This window comes from Alistipes intestinihominis (assembly GCF_040095975.1).
Classification (GTDB): Bacteria; Bacteroidota; Bacteroidia; order Bacteroidales; family Rikenellaceae; genus Alistipes; species Alistipes senegalensis.
Genome location: NZ_JBBMFL010000003.1, coordinates 262,766 through 286,249, shown reverse-complemented (window position 1 = coordinate 286,249; position 23,484 = coordinate 262,766). Strand labels below are relative to the sequence as shown.

20 protein-coding genes and 1 pseudogene are annotated in these 23,484 nt (G+C 63.2%); 14 read left to right on the top strand and 7 right to left on the bottom strand.

Annotation, left to right across the window (positions count from 1 at the left end; translation table 11 throughout):
- The first annotated feature begins 4 nt into the window (after window positions 1-4).
- Together WMO46_RS04350 and WMO46_RS04345 are read left to right on the top strand one after the other, a co-directional pair.
- Window positions 5-388 (top strand): P-II family nitrogen regulator, encoded by a 384-nt coding sequence (locus tag WMO46_RS04350; RefSeq protein ID WP_019151316.1) that lies wholly within the window; start codon window positions 5-7, stop codon window positions 386-388.
- A 33-nt stretch (window positions 389-421) separates the two neighbouring features.
- On the top strand, window positions 422-1,669 hold the full coding sequence (locus tag WMO46_RS04345) for an ammonium transporter (protein WP_302589222.1): 1,248 nt from the start codon (window positions 422-424) through the stop codon (window positions 1,667-1,669).
- Window positions 1,670-1,691: 22 nt separating this feature from the next.
- Here WMO46_RS04345 and WMO46_RS04340 read toward each other — a convergent pair whose 3' ends face one another.
- A complete protein-coding gene (locus WMO46_RS04340; protein WP_129651608.1) occupies window positions 1,692-2,984 on the bottom strand; it encodes an O-acetylhomoserine aminocarboxypropyltransferase/cysteine synthase family protein in 1,293 nt (430 codons plus the stop codon).
- A 164-nt stretch (window positions 2,985-3,148) separates the two neighbouring features.
- Between WMO46_RS04340 and WMO46_RS04335 the strand changes: the two genes are divergently transcribed.
- A complete protein-coding gene (locus tag WMO46_RS04335) occupies window positions 3,149-3,619 on the top strand; it encodes an Lrp/AsnC family transcriptional regulator (RefSeq protein WP_276715389.1) in 471 nt (156 codons plus the stop codon).
- 27 nt (window positions 3,620-3,646) lie between these two features.
- Here WMO46_RS04335 and WMO46_RS04330 read toward each other — a convergent pair whose 3' ends face one another.
- Window positions 3,647-3,892, bottom strand: coding sequence for a sigma factor-like helix-turn-helix DNA-binding protein (locus tag WMO46_RS04330; protein WP_281717215.1), 246 nt, complete (start codon window positions 3,890-3,892; stop codon window positions 3,647-3,649).
- Between the two features lie 164 nt (window positions 3,893-4,056).
- Window positions 4,057-4,272 (bottom strand): annotated as a pseudogene (locus WMO46_RS04325) (RNA polymerase sigma factor); the annotation flags it as partial.
- Window positions 4,273-4,523: 251 nt separating this feature from the next.
- On the opposite strand from WMO46_RS04325, the gene WMO46_RS04320 reads away from it, so the two are divergent.
- The 11 genes from WMO46_RS04320 (at window position 4,524) to WMO46_RS04270 (ending at window position 17,936) form a co-directional block, all read left to right on the top strand.
- On the top strand, window positions 4,524-6,122 hold the full coding sequence (locus tag WMO46_RS04320; RefSeq protein WP_349093884.1) for a thiamine pyrophosphate-dependent enzyme: 1,599 nt from the start codon (window positions 4,524-4,526) through the stop codon (window positions 6,120-6,122).
- Between the two features lie 6 nt (window positions 6,123-6,128).
- The gene (locus tag WMO46_RS04315) at window positions 6,129-6,716 is read left to right on the top strand and encodes an indolepyruvate oxidoreductase subunit beta (RefSeq protein ID WP_276715383.1); all 588 of its coding nucleotides are present in this window, start codon (window positions 6,129-6,131) and stop codon (window positions 6,714-6,716) included.
- Window positions 6,713-8,026, top strand: coding sequence for a pyridoxal phosphate-dependent aminotransferase (locus tag WMO46_RS04310; protein WP_302589228.1), 1,314 nt, complete (start codon window positions 6,713-6,715; stop codon window positions 8,024-8,026). Before WMO46_RS04315 ends, WMO46_RS04310 begins: the two co-directional genes overlap by 4 nt.
- An 8-nt stretch (window positions 8,027-8,034) precedes the next feature.
- Complete coding sequence (locus WMO46_RS04305; protein WP_302589230.1) at window positions 8,035-9,330, top strand: acetyl-CoA hydrolase/transferase family protein; 1,296 nt, start codon at window positions 8,035-8,037, stop codon at window positions 9,328-9,330.
- Window positions 9,331-9,371: 41 nt separating this feature from the next.
- On the top strand, window positions 9,372-10,046 hold the full coding sequence (locus tag WMO46_RS04300; protein WP_302589231.1) for an HAD family hydrolase: 675 nt from the start codon (window positions 9,372-9,374) through the stop codon (window positions 10,044-10,046).
- Window positions 10,047-10,186: 140 nt separating this feature from the next.
- On the top strand, window positions 10,187-10,876 hold the full coding sequence (locus WMO46_RS04295) for an ABC transporter ATP-binding protein (protein ID WP_349093883.1): 690 nt from the start codon (window positions 10,187-10,189) through the stop codon (window positions 10,874-10,876).
- A complete protein-coding gene (locus WMO46_RS04290) occupies window positions 10,873-12,132 on the top strand; it encodes an ABC transporter permease (RefSeq protein WP_349093882.1) in 1,260 nt (419 codons plus the stop codon). The genes WMO46_RS04295 and WMO46_RS04290 overlap by 4 nt, the downstream gene beginning before the upstream one ends.
- 4 nt (window positions 12,133-12,136) lie before the next feature.
- Entirely contained in the window at window positions 12,137-13,396 is a 1,260-nt protein-coding gene (locus tag WMO46_RS04285) for an ABC transporter permease (protein ID WP_349093881.1), read from the top strand.
- A 24-nt stretch (window positions 13,397-13,420) separates the two neighbouring features.
- Complete coding sequence (locus WMO46_RS04280; protein ID WP_302589235.1) at window positions 13,421-14,533, top strand: efflux RND transporter periplasmic adaptor subunit; 1,113 nt, start codon at window positions 13,421-13,423, stop codon at window positions 14,531-14,533.
- A gap of 15 nt (window positions 14,534-14,548) precedes the next feature.
- Complete coding sequence (locus WMO46_RS04275; protein ID WP_410518306.1) at window positions 14,549-15,907, top strand: TolC family protein; 1,359 nt, start codon at window positions 14,549-14,551, stop codon at window positions 15,905-15,907.
- 367 nt (window positions 15,908-16,274) lie between these two features.
- On the top strand, window positions 16,275-17,936 hold the full coding sequence (locus tag WMO46_RS04270) for a putative transporter (protein WP_026076649.1): 1,662 nt from the start codon (window positions 16,275-16,277) through the stop codon (window positions 17,934-17,936).
- Here the strand turns inward: WMO46_RS04270 and WMO46_RS04265 are convergent.
- The 4 genes from WMO46_RS04265 to WMO46_RS04250 form a co-directional block, all read right to left on the bottom strand.
- Window positions 17,905-19,266 (bottom strand): mechanosensitive ion channel family protein, encoded by a 1,362-nt coding sequence (locus WMO46_RS04265; RefSeq protein WP_026076650.1) that lies wholly within the window; start codon window positions 19,264-19,266, stop codon window positions 17,905-17,907. The two genes, WMO46_RS04270 and WMO46_RS04265, sit on opposite strands and share 32 nt — an antisense overlap.
- A 53-nt stretch (window positions 19,267-19,319) precedes the next feature.
- Window positions 19,320-19,820: an NUDIX hydrolase gene (locus WMO46_RS04260; protein ID WP_349093880.1), complete on the bottom strand. Its 501-nt coding sequence runs from the start codon at window positions 19,818-19,820 to the stop codon at window positions 19,320-19,322.
- A complete protein-coding gene (araJ, locus tag WMO46_RS04255) occupies window positions 19,807-20,964 on the bottom strand; it encodes an MFS transporter AraJ (RefSeq protein ID WP_019151334.1) in 1,158 nt (385 codons plus the stop codon). Before araJ ends, WMO46_RS04260 begins: the two co-directional genes overlap by 14 nt.
- An 88-nt stretch (window positions 20,965-21,052) precedes the next feature.
- Window positions 21,053-23,482 (bottom strand): OstA-like protein, encoded by a 2,430-nt coding sequence (locus WMO46_RS04250; protein ID WP_349093879.1) that lies wholly within the window; start codon window positions 23,480-23,482, stop codon window positions 21,053-21,055.
- Window positions 23,483-23,484 lie beyond the last annotated feature (2 nt).

Below are 23,484 nucleotides of genomic sequence, written 5' to 3'. Positions count from 1 at the left end.
TATTATGAAGAAAATCGAAGCTGTCATCCGTCGAACGAGGTTCGAGGAGACGAAGGAAGCCTTGCTGGAAAACGGCGTGGAGTGGTTCTCCTACGTCGATGTGCGGGGCTCGGGCCACGCCCGCAACCGCCGCGTCTACCGCGGCGTGATGTATGAAACGGACATCATCGAGCGCATGATGCTGATCCTGATCGTCCGCGACGAACTGTGCGACAAGGCCATCGACACGATCATCCGCACGGCGCGCACGGGCGAGATCGGCGACGGGCGCGTCTGGGTGTCGGACATCGACCACTATTACAGCATCCGCACGGGACGCTGCGACGAGCAGATCAATCACAAGCGGTCGCCCGAAGAGATGGCGGCCGGGACTCCGGAGAAAAAGTAAATACGAACGAAGGTTAGGTTAAGATTTCAGGTTATGGAAAACACGATGGACATCACGGCCCGCATCGACGGGCTCTCTTCGGCCGCAGACACCATCTGGGTGCTGCTGGCGGCAATTCTTATCTTCATGATGCAGATGGGCTTCGCATCGGTGGAGGCCGGCTTCACACGGTCGAAGAACACGGCCAACATCCTGATGAAGAATCTGCTCGACTTCTGTTTCGGGGCTTTGCTGTTCTGGCTTCTGGGCTTCCGGCTGATGTTCGGGGCCGACGCGATCGCCGGGCTGCTGGCCAATCCGTTCGCACCCGGCGCCTCCATCCCGGACAACATTCCACAGACCGCGTTTCTGATCTTCCAGACCATGTTCTGCGCCACGACGGCCACCATCGTCTCGGGAGCTATGGCCGAACGGACGCAGTTCAGAGCCTATTTCGTCTATTGCATCTTCATCTCGGCGCTCGTCTACCCGCTGGCCGGACACTGGACCTGGGGCGGCGGCTGGCTGGCCGCCCTGGGCTTCCACGACTTCGCCGGGTCGGCCGTAGTGCACTCCGTGGGCGGATGGCTGGCGCTCGTAGGGGCGGCGCTGGTCGGCCCGCGCATCGGGAAATACAAGAACGGGAAACCCCGGGCCATCCTCGGGCACAATCTGACCATCGCCACGCTGGGCGTCTTCATCCTCTGGATCGGCTGGTTCGGATTCAACCCCGGCAGCACGGTGGGCATAGCGACCCCCGCCTTGCAGGAGAGCGCCTCGCAGGTCTTCATGAACACCAATATCGCCGCTGCGACGGGTGCGCTCACCGCATTGTTCGCGGCCTGGTTCCGTTACGGAAAGCCGTCGTTGTCGCTGTCGCTCAACGGGGTGCTCGCCGGCCTGGTCGGCATCACGGCCGGCTGCGATGCGGTGACGCCGGCCGGCGCGGCGGCGATCGGCATTCTCTGCGGCATGGCGATGGTCTTCGCCGTGAACTTCTTCGACGCCGTCGTGAAGGTTGACGACCCGGTGGGCGCGATCTCCGTGCACGGAGTGTGCGGTTCGCTGGGAACCGTGCTGACCGGAATGTTCGCTACCGACGGCGGTCTGTTCTACGGCGGGGGCTGGCGGATGCTCGGCATTCAGACGCTCGGAGCCGCCGTTTACGCCGCGTGGGCGCTCGTCTGCGGCCTCATCCTCTTCGGAACCATCCGCAGCACGATCGGACTGCGCGTCGATCGCCGCATCGAAGAGGACGGACTCGACTACTACGAACACGGCGAAACATCCTACAACAGCTGATCCGGGCAGCCGAGCGTTCCGATCAGCGCACGGCGGCGTCCAGCGCCTGTTCGATGTCGGCGATCAGGTCATCGACATGCTCCGTGCCGACGGAGAGGCGCACCGTGGCGGGCGTGATCCCCTGCGCGGCCAGCTCCTCGGGCGAAAGCTGCGAGTGGGTGGTCGTCGCCGGGTGGATCACCAGCGACTTCACGTCGGCGACGTTCGCAAGCAGCGAGAAGATCTCCAGCGAGTCGATGAAACGGTGCGCCTCCTCCTGACCGCCGCGGATCTCGAAGGTGAAGATCGAGCCGCCGCCCTGCGGGAAATACCTTTCATAGAGCGCGTGGTCGGGATGGCCGGGCAGCGCCGGGTGGTTCACCCGGACGACTCCGGGGTGGTGCGACAGGTACTCCACCACCTTCAGGGCGTTCTGCACGTGCCGCTCGACACGCAGCGAGAGAGTTTCGAGCCCCTGCAACAGAATGAAGGCGTTGAAGGGCGAGAGCGCGGCGCCCGTATCGCGCAACAGGATCGCACGGATGCGCACGGCATAGGCCGCAGCGCCGGCCGCTTCGGTGAAGCGCACGCCGTGGTAGCTGGGATCGGGTTCGGAGAGCTGCGGGAATTTGCCCGAGGCGGCCCAGTCGAAGCGGCCCGAGTCAACGATCACGCCGCCCAGCGACGTGCCGTGGCCGCCGATGAACTTCGTCGCCGAATGCACGACGATGTCGGCACCGTGTTCGATGGGCCGGATCAGATAGGGAGTTCCGAACGTATTATCGACGATCAGCGGAATCCCGTGGCGGTGTGCGACGGCGGCCACAGCTTCGATGTCGATGACGTTCGAATTGGGATTTCCCAGCGTCTCGATGAAGATCGCCCGGGTCTCGGGGCGCACGGCCCGCTCGAAATTCGCAACGTCCGACGGATCGACGAAAGTCGCCGTCACGCCATAGGTCGGCAGCGTATTCGCCAGCAAGTTGTAGGTGCCGCCGTAGATGGTTTCGGCCGCAACGATGTGCTCCCCCGCGCGGGTGATATTCTGAAAGGCGTAGGCGATGGCCGCGGCTCCCGAGGCTACGGCCAGCGCCGCGACGCCGCCTTCGAGCGCGGCGACACGCTCCTCGAAGACCGACTGCGTCGGATTGGTCAGGCGTCCGTAGATATTGCCGGGGTCCTGCAATCCGAAACGGGCGGCGGCGTGCGCCGAGTTGCGGAAGACATAGGAGGTGGTCTGATAGATCGGCACCGCACGAGCGTCGGTCACGGGATCGGGCCGCTCCTGGCCCACATGGAGTTGCAGCGTTTCGAAGTGGAGATTTTCGCGTTTCATAGCCGTAAGAGTTAATATCGTTCAACACTTGCAAAGCTACGATCTGCAAATTTTTCAAACAAGAAATCCGAAAAATATGGAAAATATCGCTATTTTTACACCCTAACACAGAAAATAACCGTAGACCGGCCGCCGAAAAACGGCTCCGGAAAGAATTTTATTCCATGAACAGACTCGACAAGACCGATTTGCAGATCCTGCGCATCCTGCAAGAGAACGCCCGCCTGACGACCAAGGAGCTCGCCGCACGTGTGCATCTCTCGCCCACGCCCGTATTCGAACGGCTCAAGCGGCTCGACAACGAGGGCTATATCCGCAAATACGTCGCCGTGCTCGACGCCGAGAAGCTCCACTGCGGCTTCGTCGTCTTTTGCAGCGTAAAGCTCCGGCGCCTCAACCGCGACATCGCCGCCGAATTTACGCGCATCGTGCGCGGAATTCCCGAGGTCACCGAGTGCTACAACATCTCGGGCGACTACGACTATCTGCTGAAAATACACGCCCCCGACATGAAATACTATCAGGAGTTCACGCTCAACGTGTTGGGAACCATCGACAGCCTCGGGTCGCTCATGAGCACTTTCGTCATGGACGAGGTGAAACACGACTACGGCATCCCGATCGGGAACCTGTGACGCCCGCTGCCCAGCTCCCGGAAGCGTCTATTTCAGGTCGGCGAACAGCGCGAGAAGGGAGCCGAAAAGGAAGACGAACTTGCTGAGTTTGAGCCGCAGCGAACGATAGCCGCGGTACTTCTGGGTTTTGACCGTATTGATGCTGATGCCCAGCCGGCGGGCGATCTCCGCACCCTTGAACCCGGCGATCGAAAGGCGTATGATCCGGCTCTGCTCCGAAGGCAGCGCGCGGATGTCGCTGTAAAGCCGGCGGATAACCTCCTCGCCGACCATTCCGGCAAGTAGCCCGGACTCCTCCTCGGGATCGACGTGGGGGGGGAGGAATTTCCGTCGCGCAGGCTCTGTTCGTGCATGTTGCGCAGCAACGATTCGCGGTTGCTGCGGTCACGCCTGTAAGCCAGCGAATTGCGGTAGACCGAACGGTAGAGATAGGCCGCAAGTTCGGGAAGCACCGAAAAGGTCCGGTCCGACTGCCACATCCGGAGCAGCAGTTCCTGGACGAGATCCTCGGCGAAGGCGGCATCGCCCGTCAGCGACGCGGAGTAGGCGCAGAGCGCCTTGTAGTAACGGGCGTAAAGCTCCTCCCAGGCAGCGGGCTCTTTCCCGTTGACCCGGTTCACGAACTTTTCCGATTCCGTCGGTCTTCTCTCCATGACTGTTTTTCCGGCCTGTACAAAAGGGGGCTGTCTGCAAATATAGGCATTTTACACCGTATATATATGCGTTTCGGACATTTTTCTACGCAGTCCGGACATTGCCCGGCGTTACATTTTTCAACCAAAAACACGGGTCGGGACGATATTTATTCCGAATTCGGACCGACGACATGATAAATCGTCGCAAAAAGTTGCATTTCAATTAAATTTTCCTAATTTTGTAGAATCCGAATCACACCGCCGATCTTATGGAAAAACGCGAACTTTTACTCGGAGACGAAGCCCTCGCGCTGGGGGCGCTCCATGCGGGACTGTCGGGTGTCTATGCCTATCCGGGCACACCCTCGACCGAAATCACCGAATACATCCAGGGACATCCCCTCGCCGCCGCGCGCGGCGTCCACCGCACGTGGTCGTCGAACGAAAAGACGGCCGTGGAAGAGGCGCTCGGCATGTCGTTCGCCGGCAAACGCGCGCTGGTCTGCATGAAGCACGTGGGCATGAACGTGGCGGCCGACGCCTTCGTCAACTCGGCGATGACCGGGGCCAACGGCGGACTGGTCGTCGTGGCGGCCGACGACCCTTCGATGCACTCCTCGCAGAACGAGCAGGATTCGCGCTTCTACGGGAAATTCGCCCTCGTGCCGACGTTCGAACCCTCGACGCAGCAGGAGGCTTACGACATGGCGAAGGCCGCGTTCGAACTCTCGGAGCGGTTCCGGATTCCGGTGCTGATGCGCCTGACGACCCGCATGGCCCACTCGCGGGCGGTGGTCGAGGTGACGGAGCCCCGGGCCGAAAACGAACTGCACGCGCCCGCCGACACCCGCCGGTGGGTGCTCATGCCGGGCAACTCGCGCGTGAGGTACAAAGGTCTGCTGGACGACTACGCCCGGCTGGAAGAGGCCGCCGCCGCAAGCCCGTTCAACGCCTATGCGGAGGGTCCGGACAAACGGCTGGGCATCATCGCCTGCGGCATCGCCCACAACTACGTGATGGAGAACTACCCCGACGGCTGTCCGCATCCGGTGCTGAAACTGTCGCAATACCCGCTGCCCCGCGATCTGGTGCGGCGCATGGCCTCGGAGTGCCAGGCGCTGCTCGTCGTCGAGGAGGGGCAGCCCGTCGTTGAGGAGGCCGTGCGGGGCGTACTGCCGGGCCCCCTGCCGATCCAGGGCCGCCTGACGGGCGAACTGCCCCGCACCGGGGAGCTCACGCCCGACAGCGTGCGCGCGGCCCTCGGGATGTCCCCGCACCGGACACACGCCGCCAGCGAGATCGTCGTGCCCCGCCCGCCCGCACTGTGCCAGGGATGCGGACACCGCGACATGTACACCGCACTGACCGAGGTGGTCCGCGAGGAGTACCCCTCCGGCAGGGTTTTCAGCGACATCGGCTGCTACACGCTGGGATGGCTGGCTCCGTTCCACGCCATCGATACCTGCGTGGACATGGGAGCCTCGATCACCATGGCCAAAGGCGCCGCCGACGCAGGCCAGCACCCCTCGATCGCCGTGATCGGCGACTCGACCTTCACCCATTCGGGCATGACGGGGCTGCTGGACGCCGTGAACGAACGGGCGAACATCACGGTCATCATCTCGGACAACCTCACGACGGGCATGACCGGCGGTCAGGATTCGGCCGGCACGGGGCGTCTCGAACAGATATGCGCCGGCATCGGCGTCGATCCGGAGCACATCCGCGTGACGGTGCCGCTGCCCAAGAACCGCGAAGAGCTGAAAGCGATGATCCGCGAGGAGATCGCCTGGCCGGGCGTATCGGTCATCATCCCGCGCCGCGAGTGCATCCAGACCGCAAAAAGACATAACACGGCAAAAAAATAAAGGCTTATGAAACGCGATATCATACTTTCAGGAGTCGGAGGGCAAGGCATCCTCTCCATCGCCACCGTCATCGGACGGGCGGCCCTCGCCGAAGGGTTGCAGCTGAAGCAGGCCGAGGTCCACGGCATGAGCCAGCGGGGCGGCGACGTGCAGTCGAACCTGCGCATCTCCTCGTCGGCGATCCATGCGGACCTCATCCCGCGGGGCGAAGCCGACCTCATCGTCTCGCTCGAACCGATGGAGGCGCTGCGCTACCTGCCGTGGCTGGCGCCCGACGGCTGGGTCATCACCGGCACGGTTCCGGTGGTCAACATCCCCGACTACCCCGACGCCGAGGCCCTGCAACGCGAACTGGACTCCCTGCCGCACGCGGTGACGCTCGACACCGACGCCCTGGCCCGGGCCGCGGCATCGCCCCGTTCGGCCAACATGGTGCTGCTGGGCGCCGCCGCGCCGATGCTGGGCATCGGGACCGAGCGGCTCGAAGCGGGCATCCGCGACATCTTCGCACGCAAGGGCGAACAGGTGGTGGAGATGAACCTCGCGGCGTTCCGCGCCGGCTGCGAAGCGACCCGAAAACAGACGAAACGATGATGAAGATACCCTTCGACAGATCCTGTCTGCGCTCCGCATTGGAGCGGATGGACATCGCGGACATCGCGCAGGCCACGATCCGCCAGTCGGGCGACATCGCCCGCATGATGGAGCGCGAAACCGGCGCCGAGTTCCTCCACCTCGAAATGGGCGTGCCGGGACTGCCGCCCGAGCGCGTGGGCGTCGAAGCCGAATGCGCGGCCCTGCAAGAGGGTGTCGCGTCGCGCTACCCCGCCATGCAGGGCATCCCGGAGCTGAAAAAGCAGGCTTCGCGCTTCCTCGAAGCCTTTCTCGGCGTGGAGATCGCCCCCGAAGGATGCGTCCCGACCGTCGGGTCGATGCAGGGCAGTTTCGCCGCGTTCCTGATGTGCTCGCAGCTCGACCCGGCCAAAAACAAGATTCTCTTCATCGACCCCGGATTCCCCGTGCAGCGCAGTCAGGTGCGCATCCTCGGCATCCCCTCGGAGTCGTTCGACATCTACGACTTCCGGGGCGAGAAACTGGGCCCGAAGATCGAGAGCTACCTCGCCGCCGGCGACGTGGCGGCCATCGTCTACTCGAACCCCAACAACCCGGCGTGGGTCTGCCTGACGGAGGAGGAGCTGCGCACGATCGGGGAGCTGGCCACGAAATACGACACCGTCGTCATCGAGGACCTCGCCTACCTCTGCATGGATTTCCGCAAGCCGCTGGGACGCCCCTTCGAACCGCCCTATCAGGCCACCGTCGCCCGCTACACGCAGAACTACATCCTGCTGGTTTCGGGTTCGAAGATATTCAGCTACGCCGGACAGCGGATCGCCGTGGCGGCCCTCTCCGAAACGCTCCGCCGCCGCGATTATCCGGCCCTGCGCCGGCGCTACAACATCGGACGGTTAGGCGACGCCTTCGTGCTGGTCTTCCTCTACGCGGCCTCGTCGGGCACGAGCCGCTCGGCGCAGCACGCTCTGGCGGCGATGTTCCGCGCGGCGGCCGACGGAGAGCTGGATTTCGTGGGCGAAGCCTCGGAGTACGCCCGCCGCGCCCGGCTCACCAAGGAGGCGTTCCTCCGCCACGGCTTCCGCATCGTCTACGACAAAGACCGCGACGAGGCCGTCAGCGACGGATTCTTCTACACGGTGGGCTACGGCACGATGACCAGCGCCGAACTGCTGAGCGAACTGCTGCTCTGCGGCATCTGCGCCATCTCGCTCACCTCGACCGGCAGCCGCCAGCACGGCATCCGGGTCTGCGTCTCGCAGCTGAACCGCCCCGAACAGTTCGGCCTGCTCGAAGAACGTTTGCGAATATTCGCCGAAACCCATAAATAGACGATTCCATGCGCTTTACGACTGCCGCGGAGGCGGTAAAACTCATCCGGTCCAACGACAGCGTCTACATTCAGGGCAGCACCTCGATTCCCGAGGCGCTCGTGGCCGCGATGGCCGACCGGGGCCCGGAACTCCGGGGCGTGAAGGTCTACTCGGCCTTCGCCGTGGGAGCCTTCGAGGCACCCTACTGCCGTCCCGAATACCGCGATTCGTTCCTCGTGAACAGCCTTTTCGTGGCCAACAACATCCGCCGCTGGCTGGCCGACGGCTACGGACAGTCGATCCCGGCCTTTCTGGGCGAGATTCCGGGGCTGTTCCGCGACGGCACGCTGCCCCTCGACTTCGCGCTCATCAACGTCTCGCCGCCCGACGCCGAGGGCTACTGCTCGTTCGGCGTCTCGGCCGATCTGGCGGTCTCGGCCGTGGAGTGCGCCAAGACCGTCATCGCACAGGTCAACAAGGCGATGCCCTACTCCTACGGCGACGCCGTGATCCACTACTCGCGCTTCGCCGCGGCCGTGGAGGTCGATTCCCCGCTGGTGGAGGTCCCGACGGCCGTGCCCACCGAAACCGAACTCAAAATCGGCCGTTACATCGCTGAACTGATCCCCGACGGAGCCACGCTCCAAATCGGCGTCGGAGGCATCCCCAATGCCGTGCTGGGGGCCCTCCGCGACCACAAGCACCTGGGGCTCCACACCGAGGCGATGACCGACGGTGTGCTGCCGCTGCTGGAAAGCGGCGTGATCGACAACTCGCAGAAAGCGGTGATGCCCGGCGTGACGGTGGCGTCGCTGGCCCTGGGCTCGCGCCGGCTGTACGACTATATGGACTACCGCAAAGATCTGGTGATGAAGGACGTGGCGTGGACCAACGATCCGTTCCGCATCCGGCAGAACCCCCGGGTCATGGCCATCAACTCGGCCGTGGAGGTGGACCTCACGGGGCAGGTGTGCGCCGATTCGGTCGGCGAACGCATCATCTCGGGCGTAGGCGGCCAGCACGACTTCATGTACGGCGGGGCGTTGTCCGAAGGGGGCAAGACCTTCATCGCCATCCCCTCGACCACGCCCAGAGGCGAATCGAAGATCAAGGCGCTGCTGACGCCCGGAGCGGGTGTCGTCACGACGCGCCACATGGTCCAGCACGTCGTCACCGAATACGGCGTGGCGCACCTCCGGGGCCGCAACCTCGCCGAACGGGCCCGGGCGCTGATCGCCGTGGCGCATCCCGCGGTCCGCGAAGAGCTGGAACGCGCCGCCACGGAACGCTACGGCTACTCGTTCCTGCGGATGAAACCGTAATCCCGTCCCGGCCCCGCGAGGCCGGGCTTTTTATAAAGAATATGTACAGGAAATACCTCTTTTTCGACCTCGACGGCACGCTGACCGACCCCATGCAGGGAATCACCCGCTCGGTGCAGTACGCCCTGCGCCATTTCGGCATCGACGAACCCGACCTGCGGAAACTCTGCCCCTTCATCGGGCCGCCGCTCGCCGATTCGTTCCGGGAGCGCTACGGCATGAGCGACGCCGAAGCGGCCGAAGCCGTCGCCAAATACCGCGAATACTACGCCCCGAAGGGCATCTTCGAAAACGACATCTACCCGGGCATTCCCGAACTGCTGGCCGCGACGGCCGCCGCGGGATGCGTGAACGTGATGGCGACCTCGAAACCCGCGCCGTTCGCCGAACGGATCGCCGAACACTTCGGCTTCGCCCGGTATTTCCGCCTCGTCAGCGGCAGCACGCTCGACGGCACGCGCACGACCAAGTCCGACGTGATCCGCCACGCCCTCGGCACGCTGGGGATCGCCCCGCAGGAGGCCGTGATGATCGGCGACCGCCGCTACGACATCGAAGGAGCCGCCGAAACAGGCCTCGCCTCGATCGCCGTCGGATGGGGATACGCCGCGCCGGGCGAACTGGAAGCAGCCCGCCCCGACCGCTTCGCCCCCGACATCGAAACGCTCCGACGGCTGTTGATCGGACAACCCTCCGGAGCCGTTTACGATTCGTAAGCCCCCTCTTATCGGGGAGGGGCAACATTTTATTGATTTTCGATAAAAATAAATTGTTTTTCAAAAAATTAATCCCTATATTTGCCCCCGCATGCGTAACGAACCGTTACCCGGCAACCCTCACCCGATGCGGACGGATTATGATCAAACTGGAAAACATCAACAAAACCTATAACAACGGTTCGCCGCTTCACGTGCTGAAGGGCATCGACCTCGAAGTCGGAAAAGGCGAACTGGTGTCGATCATGGGAGCCTCGGGTTCGGGCAAATCGACCCTGCTGAACATCCTCGGCATCCTCGACGACTACGACAGCGGCAGCTACTACCTCGCGGGCCGTCTCATCCGGAATCTCAACGAGACGCAGGCCGCCGCCGCGCGCAACCGGATGATCGGCTATATCTTCCAGTCGTTCAACCTCATCAACTACAAGAACGCCGTCGAAAACGTCGCCCTGCCGCTCTACTATCAGGGCGTCGCGCGCCGCAGACGCAACGCCCTGGCGCTGGAATACCTCGACATGCTGGGGCTGCGGGACTGGGCCTCGCACATGCCCAACGAGATGTCGGGCGGCCAGAAGCAGCGCGTGGCGATCGCCCGGGCGCTGATCAACCGACCCGAAATCATCCTCGCCGACGAGCCCACGGGCGCGCTGAACAGCGCCACTTCGCAGGAGGTGATGGACCTCCTGCGCCGGGTCAACACCGACCTGGGCATGACCATCATCTGCGTCACCCACGAACAGTCGATCGCCGACCAGACCGACAAGATCATCCGTCTCAGGGACGGCGTCATCAGCAGCATCGACCAAACGGGCCTCGGAAAACGATGAGGGAACTGCTGCTGGAGATATGGACCTCGGTGCGGCGCAACAAGCTGCGCACGTTCCTCACGGGCTTCTCGGTCGCGTGGGGCATCTTCATGCTCGTCATTCTGCTGGGCTCGGGCAACGGGCTGCAAAACGGCGTGCTGGCCAACTTCAACGACTACGCCACCAACTCCATCGACCTCTACGGCGGCCGGACCTCCGTGCCGTGGATGGGCTACGAGAAGGGACGCCGCATCCGGATGCGGAACAGCGACCTGGAGATTCTCGAACGGGAGTTCCCCGAGGTCGAGGAGGTCTCGGCCAACAAATGGCTCGACGGCAAGAAAGCCACTTACGGACACGAATTCACCCAGGTCTGGCTGCGGGGATCGCTCCCGAAGGTGCAGCAGATGGAGGGCATCAAGCTCTCGGCCGGACGCTACATCAACGACGCCGACGTGAAGAACTACCGCAAAGTCATCGTCATCGACGAACCGATGCGCCGCATCCTCTTCAAGGGCGCCGACCCGTTGGGCCGGCAGATCAAGGTCGGGGGCCTCGTCTTCACGGTCGTCGGCGTCATGCAGGGCGACGCCCAGCGTAACAACTCCTCGTGCACGATCCCCCTCACGACCGGACAGCTCATCTACACGGCCAACAATCCCGAGGTCAACAACGTCATCCTCACGCTGCGGGGCGTCGACACCGACGAACAGATGGAGGATTTCGAGAAACGCCTCATCAGCCGCCTCGCCGCCGAACACCACTTCGCCCCGGACGACCGGAGCGCCATCTGGATCAACAACACGATGGAGATGTACAAGAACATGATGGTCGTCTTCGGGGGCATCAACCTCTTCGTCTGGATCATCGGCCTCGGGACGCTGCTGGCGGGCATCGTCGGCGTGAGCAACATCATGCTGGTAACCGTCACCGAGCGCACCGCCGAATTCGGCATCCGCAAGGCTCTCGGGGCCAGACCGGCGTCGATCATCCGCCTGATCCTCACCGAATCGGTCCTGATCACCGCGGCGTTCGGCTACCTGGGGATGGTGCTGGGCGTGGCCGTGATGGAGACGGTCAACTACCTGCTCAACCAAATGCCGTCGCAACAGACCGAGGGCGGCATGAATTCGGTGTTCCTCGACCCGACGCTCGATCTGGGCGTAGCCGTGAGCGCCACGGTGGTACTGGTCGCCGCGGGCCTCATCGCCGGGTACATCCCCGCCTACCGCGCGGCACAACTGAAAACGATCGACGCTCTGCGTTACAACAAATAAAGCCATGTCCTTTTTCGACACAGACCGCTGGAACGAAATCTGGCAGACCATCGCCCGGAACCGCAAGCGCAGTATCATGACTGCGCTGGGGGTCTTCTGGGGTATCTTCATGCTGACGGTGATGCTGGGCGCGGGGATGGGTCTGGGACGTCTGTTCCGGGCGCAGCTGGGCGACATGTCGACCAACACGCTGCTCATGCAGCCCCAGCAGACCGGCATCCCCTACAAGGGCATGCCCAAAAACCGCTGGTGGTGGATGAACAACGAGGATGTGGAGACGGTGAAGCGGCTGCCCCAGGTGCAGTACGCCTCGGCGGTGCTCTGGGGCCGCGAGGTCCACGCCAGCTACCGGGAGCACAAGGGCGACTACACGCTGATGGGGTACACCCCCGACTACCAGAAAATCAATCCCCAGAAAATCCTCTACGGACGCTTTATCAACGAGGTCGACATGGTGCAGAAACGCAAATCCTGCGTCATCGGCACCCAGGTCTGCAAGGACCTGTTCCCCGGCGGAGAGGACCCCACGGGCAGGATCATCAAACTGAGCAACACCTATTTCCGGGTGGTCGGCGTGCTGCGCAAACAGAGTACCGCGATGTCGTTCAGCGACGTCGAGCGCACGATCGTGGTCCCCGTGTCGCTCGCGCAGCAGATGTTCGGGCGCGGCAACGGCATCGACATGCTCGCCGTGGCGGGCCGCGACGACACTCCGAGCAAGGAGGTCGACAAGGCGTGCCGCGAAGCGGTCTTCGCCCGCCACATCATCTCCCCGGACGACGAAAAAGCCGTCTGGTCGATGGCCACGGTCGAGATTTTCGAGAAGGTGATGGGACTGTTCAACGGCATCGCGCTGCTGACGTGGATCGTGGGACTCGGAACGCTGCTGGCGGGCATCGTCGGCGTGAGCAACATCATGCTGGTGCTCGTGAAGGAGCGCACGCAGGAGATCGGCATCCGCCGCGCGCTGGGCGCCCCGCCCCGGGCCATCATCGGACAGATACTCTCCGAGAGTTTCGTGCTCACGTTCATCGCAGGAGTGCTGGGGCTCACGACGGCCGTGGGCGTGCTCTCGGTGGTCGACTCGATCTACTACCAAGCCGTCACCGTGGCGCAGGACGGATTCGAGATATCGTGGATGATCTCGTTCGGCACGGGAATGCTCGCCCTCGTGATCCTCGTGGCAGGCAGTCTGCTGGCGGGCGTCATCCCCGCGACCCGCGCCCTGAAAATCAAAGCCGTGGACGCCATACGCGAAGAATAAGAACAAATATCAATACACAGCCCTATGAAAAAGTTTCTGAAGATTTTTGCCGGAGTGCTCTTCGCAGCGCTTTTACTGGGAACCTTCTGGTTCCTGTGGCAGAAAACCCGTCCGGTGAAGGTCGTCTACACGATCGTACAGCCCAAACTGGACACGCTCAAACAGTTCGTGGTGGCCACGGGCAAGGTCGAACCGCGCGACGAGGTGCTGATCAAGCCCCAGATCTCGGGCATCATCTCCAACGTCCGCAAGGAGGCCGGACAGTCGGTGAGCAAGGGCGAAGTGATCGCCACGGTGAAGGTCGTACCCGAAATGGGCCAGCTGTCGAGCGCCGAATCGCGCGTCTCGGTGGCCGAAATCTCGCTGGCGCAGACCCGCCGCGAACACGACCGCACGACGGCTTTGCACGCGAAAGGCGTCGTCTCGGACGAGGAGGCCGAGCAGAGCCGCACCGCCCTCGCCAAGGCCGAAGAGGAGCTGCAAAACGCCAGGGAGAACCTCGAAATCGTGAAGAACGGCATATCGAGCCGTTTCAAGGAACTGAGCAACACGCAGATACGTTCGACGATCGACGGCATGATCCTCGACGTGCCGATCAAGGTCGGCAACTCGGTGATTCAGGCCAACACGTTCAACGACGGCACGACGATCGCCACGGTGGCCGACATGTCGAACATGCTCTTCCGGGGCAACGTCGATGAGACGGACGTGGGCAAGCTCCGGGAGGGCATGCCCGTGAAACTCACCATCGGCGCATTGCAGAACGTCGAGCTGGACGCCCTGCTGGAATATGTCTCGCCGAAGGCCACCGAGGACAACGGCGTGGTGCTCTTCGAGGTCAAGGCGGCCGTGACGGTTCCGGACGAGGTTTTCGTGCGGGCGGGTTACAGCGCCAACGCCAGCGTGATGATCGAGAGCCGCGAAGGGGTGCTGACCCTCCCGGAGAGCACCGTGGAGTTCGAGGAGGGCAAGAGCTACGTCTACGTGCTGACCAGCGCCGAGGGAGCCGAGGAGCAGACTTTCGACAAACGCGAGGTGCAGCTGGGCCTTTCGGACGGCATAAACATCGAGATCAAGGAGGGCGTGACCGCCGGGGAGAAGATCCGCGGCGCCAAGGAGGACAAAAAGAAAAAGTAACCGCAAAAACACCGCATGATGAAAACCGGCATCTTATTCGCGGCCCTGTTCGCCGCCGTGGCGGCCTGTGCGCAGGGTGCGGCTCCGGAGGGCTCCGGGCAGTCGCCCGCGGCAAACGCCCCCTGGACGCTCGACGACTGCATCGGCTTCGCCCAGCGCAACAACATCGACGTGCAGCGGCGCACGTTGCAGGTCGAGAAGAGCGACGTGGATCTCTCGACAGCGAAATACAGCCGCCTGCCCGACCTGAACGCTTCGGTCGGCGCCGACGCCTCGTTCGGCCGCGTGCTGTCGAGCGACAACACCTATCAGACGAAGAACCAGACCTCGGGGTCGCTCAACGTCTCGGCCTCCATGCCCCTGTTTCAGGGCATGCGCATCAACCACCGGATCAAAGCCGGGAAACTGGACCTCGCGGCCGCCGTGCAGGATATGGAGCGCGCCCGCGAGGATGTGGCGATCAACGTCATGACGCTCTATCTGGAGGTGCTCTACAACAAGGAGATGGTCGGCGTGGCCGAACGCCAGCTGACGCTGAGCGAGCAGCAGGCCGGGCGGAGCCGGGCGCTGGCCGCCGCGGGCAAACAGCCCGAATCGGCCGTCTACGAGAGCGACGCCCTCGCGGCCGGCAGCCGCATGACCCTCACGCAGGCCCGCAACGACCTGCAACTGGCGCTGCTCAACCTGAGCCAGGCCCTCAACCGCGAGAGCGCCGCCGGCTTCGACATCGTCGCCCCGGCGCTCGACAGCATGGACCTCGCCGCACTCCACCGCCTCGGTTCGGCCGACGAGGTCTACGCCTATGCCGCCGAAAACCGTCCGCACATCCGGGCCGAACGGCTGCGGCTCGAAAGTTCGGAACACGCGGTGGCGGTCGCCCGCTCGGCGCTCTACCCTTCGCTGTCGCTCTCGGGCGGATACGGCACGGGGGTTTACAGCGCCGACAAGGACAAGTTCTGGGCCCAGGTGCGCCACAACAGCCGCGAATACGTGGGGCTCTCGCTCAACGTTCCGATCTTCAACCGCCGGGCCGCGCGCAACGACATCCGCACGGCGCAGATCGCCGTGCGCAGCCAGCGGCTGGCTGTCACCGAGGCCGAACGCGAGCTGCGCAAACTGATCGAACAGGCGTGGTACAACGCCGACGCCTCCTACGCCAAATACCGCTCGGCCGAAGCCGCCGCGGCATCGGCCCGGGTCGCCTTCGCCTACGAGGAGCGGAAAGCCGAAGCGGGCCGCTCGACCGTGTTCGACTTCAACGACGCCAAAACGCGCATGGAGAAGGCCGAAGCCGAGGCCGTGCAGGCCAAATACGAATTCGTATTCCGTTCGAAAATACTCGATTTCTACCGCGGGAAACCGCTGACGCTCTGAAAAAGCCCGCCCGCAATAAACAATTCGAAACAAATAGAGCGACCCGAAAAGGTCGCCCTATTGCCATCCGAAACATCAGTCCCAACAAAATCCCGGACGGCTTCCGGTAGTGAGTCCCGGACTTCCTCCGGCAGGAAAGTCCTTCGTGCGTCACTGAAATCTGTGTTTATCCCAGCGATACAAAGGTAGAACAAATTATTCGCCCCCACAAGCGACTGGGCGTTTCTGTATTCACGCCCGGCCGAATTGTTGCAATATAACACACGAAACGATGCCTCCGACCGTATTCGGACTGCTTTTCGTCCGGCAAAAAGGCGGCAATCCCGAAAATTTGCCCTACTTTTGCAGCGTTTTCAACGACAACAGGATGGAATGGCTTAAAGAATTGCTCGTCGAGCACTCGGCACTGCAAGCCGTCGTGGTGATCTCGCTCATCTCGACGATCGGCATCGGACTGGGCAAGATCCGCTTCTTCGGAATCTCGCTCGGCACGGCTTTCATCTTCTTCGTGGGGATCATGGCCGGACACTTCGGGCTGTCGCTCGACCCGGCAATGCTGACCTACGCCGAAAGTTTCGGACTGGTGATCTTCGTCTACGCCCTCGGTCTGCAAGTGGGACCGGGCTTTTTCAGCTCGATGCGCGTCGATGGGCTGCGGCTGATGTCGCCGGCCATCGCCGTCGTACTGCTCGGCACGGCGCTGGCCGTGGGGCTGAGCTACGCCTTCAAGATCCCGATGTCCGACATGTCGGGCATCCTCTGCGGCGCGACGACCAACACCCCGGCGCTGGGTGCCGCACAGCAGGCCCTGCAACAGATGGGGATGGACACCAACGGCGCCGCGCTGAGCTGCGCCGTGGCCTACCCGCTGGGGGTCGTGGGCGTCATTCTGGCCATGATTTTCCTGCGCAAACTCTTCGTGCGCCCCGCAGACATGCCGGGCCCCGACGCCGAACACCACAAGAACGTCTTCATCGCCAGCTACCGCCTGACCAATCCCGCCGTCTTCGGCAAAAGCGTGCACGAAATCGCGGTCCACAGCCACCACCACTTCGTCATCTCGCGCCTGTGGCGCGACGGGCGGGTGTCGATCCCCACGTCGGACATGACGCTCGACGCGGGCGACGTGATCCTCGTGATCACCACCCCCGGCGACGCCGACGCCCTGCGGCTGATCTTCGGCGAGCAGGAACAGAAGGACTGGAACAAGGAGAACATCGACTGGAACGCCGTGGACCGCCAGCTGATTTCGCAGCGCATTCTGGTGACACGCCCCGAGATCAACGGCAAGAAACTCTCGCAGCTGCGCCTGCGGAACAACTACGGCATCAACATCAGCCGCGTCTACCGTTCGGGCGTGCAGCTGCTGGCGACGCCCGACCTGCGGCTCCAGATGGGCGACCGCCTGACGGTGGTGGGCGAAGCGCAGGCGATCCGCAATGTCGAGAAAATCCTCGGCAACGCCGTGAAGAGCCTCAACGAACCCAACCTCGTGGCGGTCTTCATCGGTCTGATCCTCGGTCTGACGCTCGGAAGCATCCCCATAGCCATCCCCGGCATCTCGATCCCCGTGAAACTGGGTCTCGCCGGCGGCCCGATCATCGTCGGCATCCTCATCGGCACGTTCGGACCCCGGCTCCACATGATCACCTACACCACGCAGAGCGCCAACCTGATGCTCCGCGCCCTGGGGCTCTCGATGTACCTCGCCTGCCTCGGGCTCGACGCCGGAACGCATTTCTTCGAAACCGTCATGCGGCCCGAAGGAGCACTGTGGATCGCCGTCGGATTCGTGCTGACCTTCGTCCCGGTGGTGCTGGTCGGGCTGTTCGCCCTCCGGGCGCTGAAGGTCGATTTCGGCTCGGTGTCGGGACTGCTGTGCGGCAGCATGGCCAACCCAATGGCCCTGAACTATGCCAACGACACCATCGAAGGCGACAACCCCTCGGTCTCCTACGCCACAGTCTACCCCGTCTGCATGTTCCTGCGCGTGATCATCATTCAGGTGATGCTGATGCTGGTGCTTTAGCCTCCGGCGAAGTGCCCTGCGGCGCGGGCGGCGTGTTTTGCGATGCAGGCGGCACATCGCCCTGCGGTGCCGGAGCGCGCAGCGAAACGACATCCGCACCCGAGGGATTCTGAAAGACCCTCAGCCCGAATTCAGGGATCACGGCCAGCACATGGTCGAAAACATCCGACTGTATCCTCTCGTAATCCACCCAGACGACCGTATCGGTAAAGAAATAGAGCTGCATCGGAAGCCCCGTTTCCGTCGGTTGCAGCTGGCGCACCATCAGCGTCATCGACTTGTTCACCGGCACCTCGTTTTGCAGGTAGCGCACCAGATAGGCCCGGAAAACCCCAAGGTTGGTCTGGTGCAGTCCGTTGACCCGCCGTTCGGCGGCCCCGATGCCGTGCGCGGCGTTGTAGGCTTCGATCCGCCGCTCGGTCTCCTCGACATAGTCCTTGATGAGGTCGATGGTGCGGTAATGGTCCAGCATCTCGGGGGTGCAGAAACGCACGCTGGTCATGTCGATCGACACCGAGCGCATCACGCGCCGCCCGCCCGAGAGCTGCATGGCGTGCCAGTTCGTAAAGGAATCGGTCGTCAGCAGATAAGGCGGCAGCATGACGAGCGTGTTGTCCCAGTTGCGGATTTTGACCGTCGTCAACGACACCTCCTCGACGTTTCCGTCGGCGCCGTACTTCGGGACCGAGATCCAGTCCCCGACTTTGAGCATGTCGTTGGCCGAGAGCTGGATGCCCGACACGAATCCGAGGATGCTGTCGCGGAAGATCAGCATCAGCACGGCCGCCGAGGCCCCCAGCCCCGTGAGCAGGATGGTCGGCGATTTGTCGAGCAGGATCGAAACGATCAGGATAGCGCAGATCAGCGCCGCAATGCCCTGCGCCGTCTGCCGCAGGCCCTTGATGGGTTTGTTCTGCCACGCCGGGCGCGACGCGGCGATATGGAAAGCGGCGTAAAGCAGGGCGCTGACGAAGCGGAAGACCGTGACGACGATATAGACCTGCATGAGCCGCATCACGATGACGCGGCCGGAGGATTTCTCCTCGAAGACGACCGGCAGCACCACCGCCAGCAGGATAGCGCTCAGAATGTGGCACATGCGGTTGAGAACCGGAACGCTGAAAAGCGTGTCGTCCCACTTGGCCCGGGTGCGCGTGACGAGTTTGCGCACTCCGCGCACGATCCCCAGCCGCAGCAGCAGATCGAAGAGCACGGCGGCCAGCACGACCAGCGCGAAAGCCACCCAGCGGTCCCAGCCGTCATCGGCGGCCGAGGTCGCGCCCAGCCACTCCAAAAGAGAATCGGTCCAGCGTTTCAGATGAGTTTGCATACTCCCGCCACGACGCAATTTCCGCGCCACGGGCGCAGGCGCAAGAGACCCTTCTATCCGAGCACCAGCTTCACTTCGCCTTCGAAATTGGGCGTGAAGATCCCTTCGCCCAGATTCTCTCGAATCTCCTGCGGAGACCAGAAGCGTCCGCCGTCGAGTTCGCCGCTCGGACGGACCGGACCGTCGCAGACCGCCCGGAAGACATGGACCAACTCGCGCTCGCGCTCCGAACGGAACTCGTAGACGGCGACCGCCTCGGGCGTGAACTCCGTGGTGCCCAGCTCCTCGCGGACCTCGCGCCGCAGGGCTTCGGCGATCGTCTCGCCGTAGTCCACATGTCCGCCCACGGCCGTATCCCACCGCCCCGGCTGGATGTCCTTCCAAAGGGGACGCTTCTGCAAGTAGAGCTCCCCGCTCGAATTGAAGACGTGGAGGTGCACCACCGGGTGCAGCAGCATCGAACCGCCGTGGCACTCGCCGCGCGTGGCCCGGCCGACGACCTTTCCGGCGGAATCGACCACGGGAAAGACCTCTTCGCTGTTATCGCAGTTCATGGCGGGGATATTTACGGATGTAAACCATGACGGCCGCCATGCCCAGCAACACGAAAGCCGCGCCGGGCAGCGCCGTATATTCATAGCCGAGTCCGCGGCCGATCGGCAGGCCGCCGACGTAAGCTCCCAGGGCGTTGCCCAGATTGAAAGCCACCTGCACGAGGGCCGCGCCGAGCATCTCGCCGCCGCGCGAGTTTTCGAGGATCAACAGCTGCTGGGGCGACGAGACGCAGAAGAGGCAGGCCGTCGTCAGACACATCAGCGCCACCGAGAGGTAGGGAACATGCGCCCCGAAGAAGATGCCGACGAGTGCCAGACAGGCCGTGCCGAGCGTGAAGCGCACGACCTTCTCGGGCGAGAAGCGGTCGGCATAGTGGCCGCCGACGATATTGCCGGCGAACATGCCGAAACCAGCGAGCATGATGATAAGCGTCAGGTCGTCGGGGCGGAATCCGGAGGTATGGAGCATCAGCGGGCTGACATAGCTGTACCAGCAGAAGATGCCGCCGTTGCCGAGCATCACCGACGCCAGCACCAGCCACGGAGCGGCGCTTTTCAGGAACCGGAACTGCCCCTTCATCCCCGTATCGGGCAGCGCGGGCAGGGCCGGGACCCACAATTTCACGAGCAGCATGGCCACGGCGCCCCACACGGCGACGATCCCGAACGTGGCGCGCCACGTCACGGCACCGCTGATGTAGGTTCCCAGCGGCACGCCGAAGAGATTGGCGACGGTCATGCCCACGACCATGATCGACACGGCCTCGGCGCGTCTGCCCTTGTCGGCGACACGCTCGGCGACGATCGACCCCACGCCGAAGAAGGCCCCGTGGGGAAGCCCCGAGATGAAACGCATGGCCAGCAGAGTCCAGTAGTTCGGCGAAAGCGCCGCGCAGGCGTTGCCGAGAATGATCAGGCCCGTGAGGGCCAGCAGAATGTGTTTCAGCGGCCGCGTACGGGCCACCAGCACCGTGAGGGGCGCCCCGAAGCAGACGCCCAGCGCATAGGCGGAGATCAGGTGCCCCGCTTCGGGAATCGAGACGCCGAGGCTGCGGGCGATGTCGGGCAGGATGCCCATCATCACGAACTCCGCCATGCCGAGCGCCAATGTCCCGAAAGCCAAAGCGATCAGACTTTTCTTCATCGGAAAATAACCTTTAACAACTAACCGGCCGCAAAAATAGCACAAAAAAGGTGAAAAGTTTCTGCCTCTTTTCACCTTTTCCGATTTTTCAGAGCCGGGGCCCCGACTCCCGCGGCTGGCCGACTTCGAAGCCCAGAGCCCGCATCCACTCCACCGTGGCGGCATCGACCTGATCGCTGCGGTCGGTCCAGCGGCGCTCCTCGATCAGCCGCTTCTTGCGCTCTTCGAGGTTCTTCAGCAGCGGGAAATCCGGATGGGGCAGCTGCGACCGGGCCTCGCGCTGCGAGGGGCGGATCGTGCGGTCGAAAACGTCGGCCTGCGTCGGACGCCGCGCGCCCTCCCACTTGAAGCCCTTGAGGAAAAGCTCCTGATCGGGCGGGATCTTGTCCATCGGATAGATGTTCCAGTCGGGGTCCTTGCGGTAGACGATCGTCACGACCTGCTTGTCCTCGATGTAGAACGAGCAGTCGCCGCTCTCGATGACGCCGACGCCCGTGATCTGGGGCGGTTCGCCGTCCTGCATGTAGTAGATCGTCCGGGCATTGCCGTTGACATCGTTGCGGTAGATGGCATTGTCGCGGAAATAAGCCGTCATCTGCTTGCCCGCCACCTGGTTGTAATGGAGCGTGTCCAGCTCGGCGACCATCATGGGCGTGCCGACGAACTCGGCGCGCGTGATCTGCTGATTCTCGGTGAAAACATCCATCACGTCGGAGGTGATCTGGTTGGACTGGTTCCACAGCACGGGGTCGATGTACATGTGGATCGTCGAATCGGTGCTGATGGCCGTGATCGAGTCGCAGACAGCCTGGAAATCAAAGCGGTAGATGCGCACGTCGCGGAAACCTTTCAGCAGGCGGTAGACCGAATCGGCGGGCACGGCCAGCGAATCGGCCGAATCGGCGGGAATCGTCATCGCCAGCGAGTCGGCGGCCAGCGAATCGGCCGTCAGCATCAGCAGCGAATCCATCTCCGAAGCATTGCGGTCGATCAGCGAGTCGATCTCGCGCAGCGCCGTGGAGTCGATCGGTATCACCTTGCCCTTGCGGGCCGCACGGGCCTGCCGGGCGCGCAGTTTCGATTCGGCTTTGAGCCTGCGGGCCGCCAGACGCTTCTCCTCGCGCTCCTTCTGGGCCAGCAGCTTGGCCGTGGCCTTCTCCTGCCGCTTGGCGGCGATCTGTTCGAGTTTCTCTTTCTTGGCTTTGGCCGCGGCGGCTTTCAGGGCGGCTTTGGCCTTGATCTCCTGCTCTTTCAGGTAGGCTTTCCGGGCGTCGCCGACCAGCGTGTCGAGGGGATCGACCGCCGGAGCGGCCAGCGAATCGGTTCCCCGCAGCGAATCGGGAAGTTCCGGACGGCTCAGCGAGTCGAGCATTCGGGACCGCTCCACGGAATCGGCCCCGGAGAGGGGCTCCGTGTGTCCGGGCGAATCCGTCACGGGCTGGCTGATCGGCAGGGAATCGGCCCTGTGAACGGGATGCCCGCCCGTGGAATCCGGCGTCACGCGCGCCAGCGAGTCGGCTTTCGCCGCCTCGGCGGCCCGGCGCAGGGCGTTTTCGTTGATTGTGAAGAGGAACATCGAATCGGCGCGCATGAAGAGCGAATCGCCCTGCGAAAGATCGTAGCTCACCACGGCGGGACGCCGCGTGAGGATCGCATCGCCCGGCTCCTTCCAATACTCGCCGTAGTCGCCGAAAGCCAGCACCTTGTGTTCGGTGTCGTCCAGCTGGAGGTCGTGCCGCAGAATCACGTGGTCCTTGGCGCGGTAAAAATCGAGGCTGTCGCTCCATATCTCCTGCTTTTCGGTCAGGATATAGCCGTTGCGCGTGACGATATAGAGCGTGTCGAGCTTGTCGTAAGCCCCCCGGTCGGCATAGAGGTAGTCGCCGTCCTTGTTCCAGATGTTGGTGTGTTCGAAGAAGAAGGCGTTGTCCGTGGTCATGTCGTAGACCACCGAATCGCCTTTGAGTTCGTACTCGTCGTTGCGCATCTCCACACGATCGACGGCGATCAGCTCCTTCGTATCGGCATAGTAGTAGCCCCGGACCGATTCGAGCAGGTTCTCGCGGTTCAGCATCACGCCGCCGTCGTCGAACTCGCCGACGTTGCTCTTGGTGTTGAAGAGGAATTTATAGGTGTAGAGCGTGGCGTCGCCGTCCACCACCTTGATGATGTCCGAATAGACCCGCGCCTCGTTCACATCGCCGTCGTACTCGGCCCGGTCGCCGTAAATGTAGGTCGTATTCTTGTTGATGAGCACGTTGCCGAAGAACTCGATGCGCATGTCCGAATAGCGGACGGCCGAGTCGCAGGTGATGACGGCGCCGTTGTGCTGTGCGGCGAAGTTGCCCACCAGAAAGACCACCGAGTCGCCCGGAGCCACGGGGCCCATCAGGTCCGATTTGAGGTCGATGAGCTTCTTCTCGCCCTCCCCGGGCGCAGGAGCCTGCATGACACTGCGCGCCGAAAGCACGCCGGCGGCAGCCAGCGCCACAGCGGCTATGGACACGAGCCTGCGCACGG

Excerpts from the sequence above, each read along its gene's own strand:
- WMO46_RS04265 (WP_026076650.1), bottom strand. The coding sequence starts at position 19,266 with ATGCAAACTCATCTGAAACGCTGGACCGATTCTCTTTTGGAGTGGCTG.
- WMO46_RS04310 (WP_302589228.1), top strand. The coding sequence starts at position 6,713 with ATGATGAAGATACCCTTCGACAGATCCTGTCTGCGCTCCGCATTGGAG.
- WMO46_RS04335 (WP_276715389.1), top strand. The coding sequence starts at position 3,149 with ATGAACAGACTCGACAAGACCGATTTGCAGATCCTGCGCATCCTGCAA.
- WMO46_RS04305 (WP_302589230.1), top strand. The coding sequence starts at position 8,035 with ATGCGCTTTACGACTGCCGCGGAGGCGGTAAAACTCATCCGGTCCAAC.
- araJ (WP_019151334.1), bottom strand. The coding sequence starts at position 20,964 with ATGAAGAAAAGTCTGATCGCTTTGGCTTTCGGGACATTGGCGCTCGGC.
- WMO46_RS04295 (WP_349093883.1), top strand. The coding sequence starts at position 10,187 with ATGATCAAACTGGAAAACATCAACAAAACCTATAACAACGGTTCGCCG.
- WMO46_RS04275 (WP_410518306.1), top strand. The coding sequence starts at position 14,549 with ATGATGAAAACCGGCATCTTATTCGCGGCCCTGTTCGCCGCCGTGGCG.
- WMO46_RS04345 (WP_302589222.1), top strand. The coding sequence starts at position 422 with ATGGAAAACACGATGGACATCACGGCCCGCATCGACGGGCTCTCTTCG.
- WMO46_RS04350 (WP_019151316.1), top strand. The coding sequence starts at position 5 with ATGAAGAAAATCGAAGCTGTCATCCGTCGAACGAGGTTCGAGGAGACG.
- WMO46_RS04340 (WP_129651608.1), bottom strand. The coding sequence starts at position 2,984 with ATGAAACGCGAAAATCTCCACTTCGAAACGCTGCAACTCCATGTGGGC.
- WMO46_RS04290 (WP_349093882.1), top strand. The coding sequence starts at position 10,873 with ATGAGGGAACTGCTGCTGGAGATATGGACCTCGGTGCGGCGCAACAAG.
- WMO46_RS04300 (WP_302589231.1), top strand. The coding sequence starts at position 9,372 with ATGTACAGGAAATACCTCTTTTTCGACCTCGACGGCACGCTGACCGAC.
- WMO46_RS04320 (WP_349093884.1), top strand. The coding sequence starts at position 4,524 with ATGGAAAAACGCGAACTTTTACTCGGAGACGAAGCCCTCGCGCTGGGG.
- WMO46_RS04330 (WP_281717215.1), bottom strand. The coding sequence starts at position 3,892 with ATGGTCGGCGAGGAGGTTATCCGCCGGCTTTACAGCGACATCCGCGCG.
- WMO46_RS04280 (WP_302589235.1), top strand. The coding sequence starts at position 13,421 with ATGAAAAAGTTTCTGAAGATTTTTGCCGGAGTGCTCTTCGCAGCGCTT.
- WMO46_RS04285 (WP_349093881.1), top strand. The coding sequence starts at position 12,137 with ATGTCCTTTTTCGACACAGACCGCTGGAACGAAATCTGGCAGACCATC.
- WMO46_RS04315 (WP_276715383.1), top strand. The coding sequence starts at position 6,129 with ATGAAACGCGATATCATACTTTCAGGAGTCGGAGGGCAAGGCATCCTC.
- WMO46_RS04260 (WP_349093880.1), bottom strand. The coding sequence starts at position 19,820 with ATGAACTGCGATAACAGCGAAGAGGTCTTTCCCGTGGTCGATTCCGCC.
- WMO46_RS04270 (WP_026076649.1), top strand. The coding sequence starts at position 16,275 with ATGGAATGGCTTAAAGAATTGCTCGTCGAGCACTCGGCACTGCAAGCC.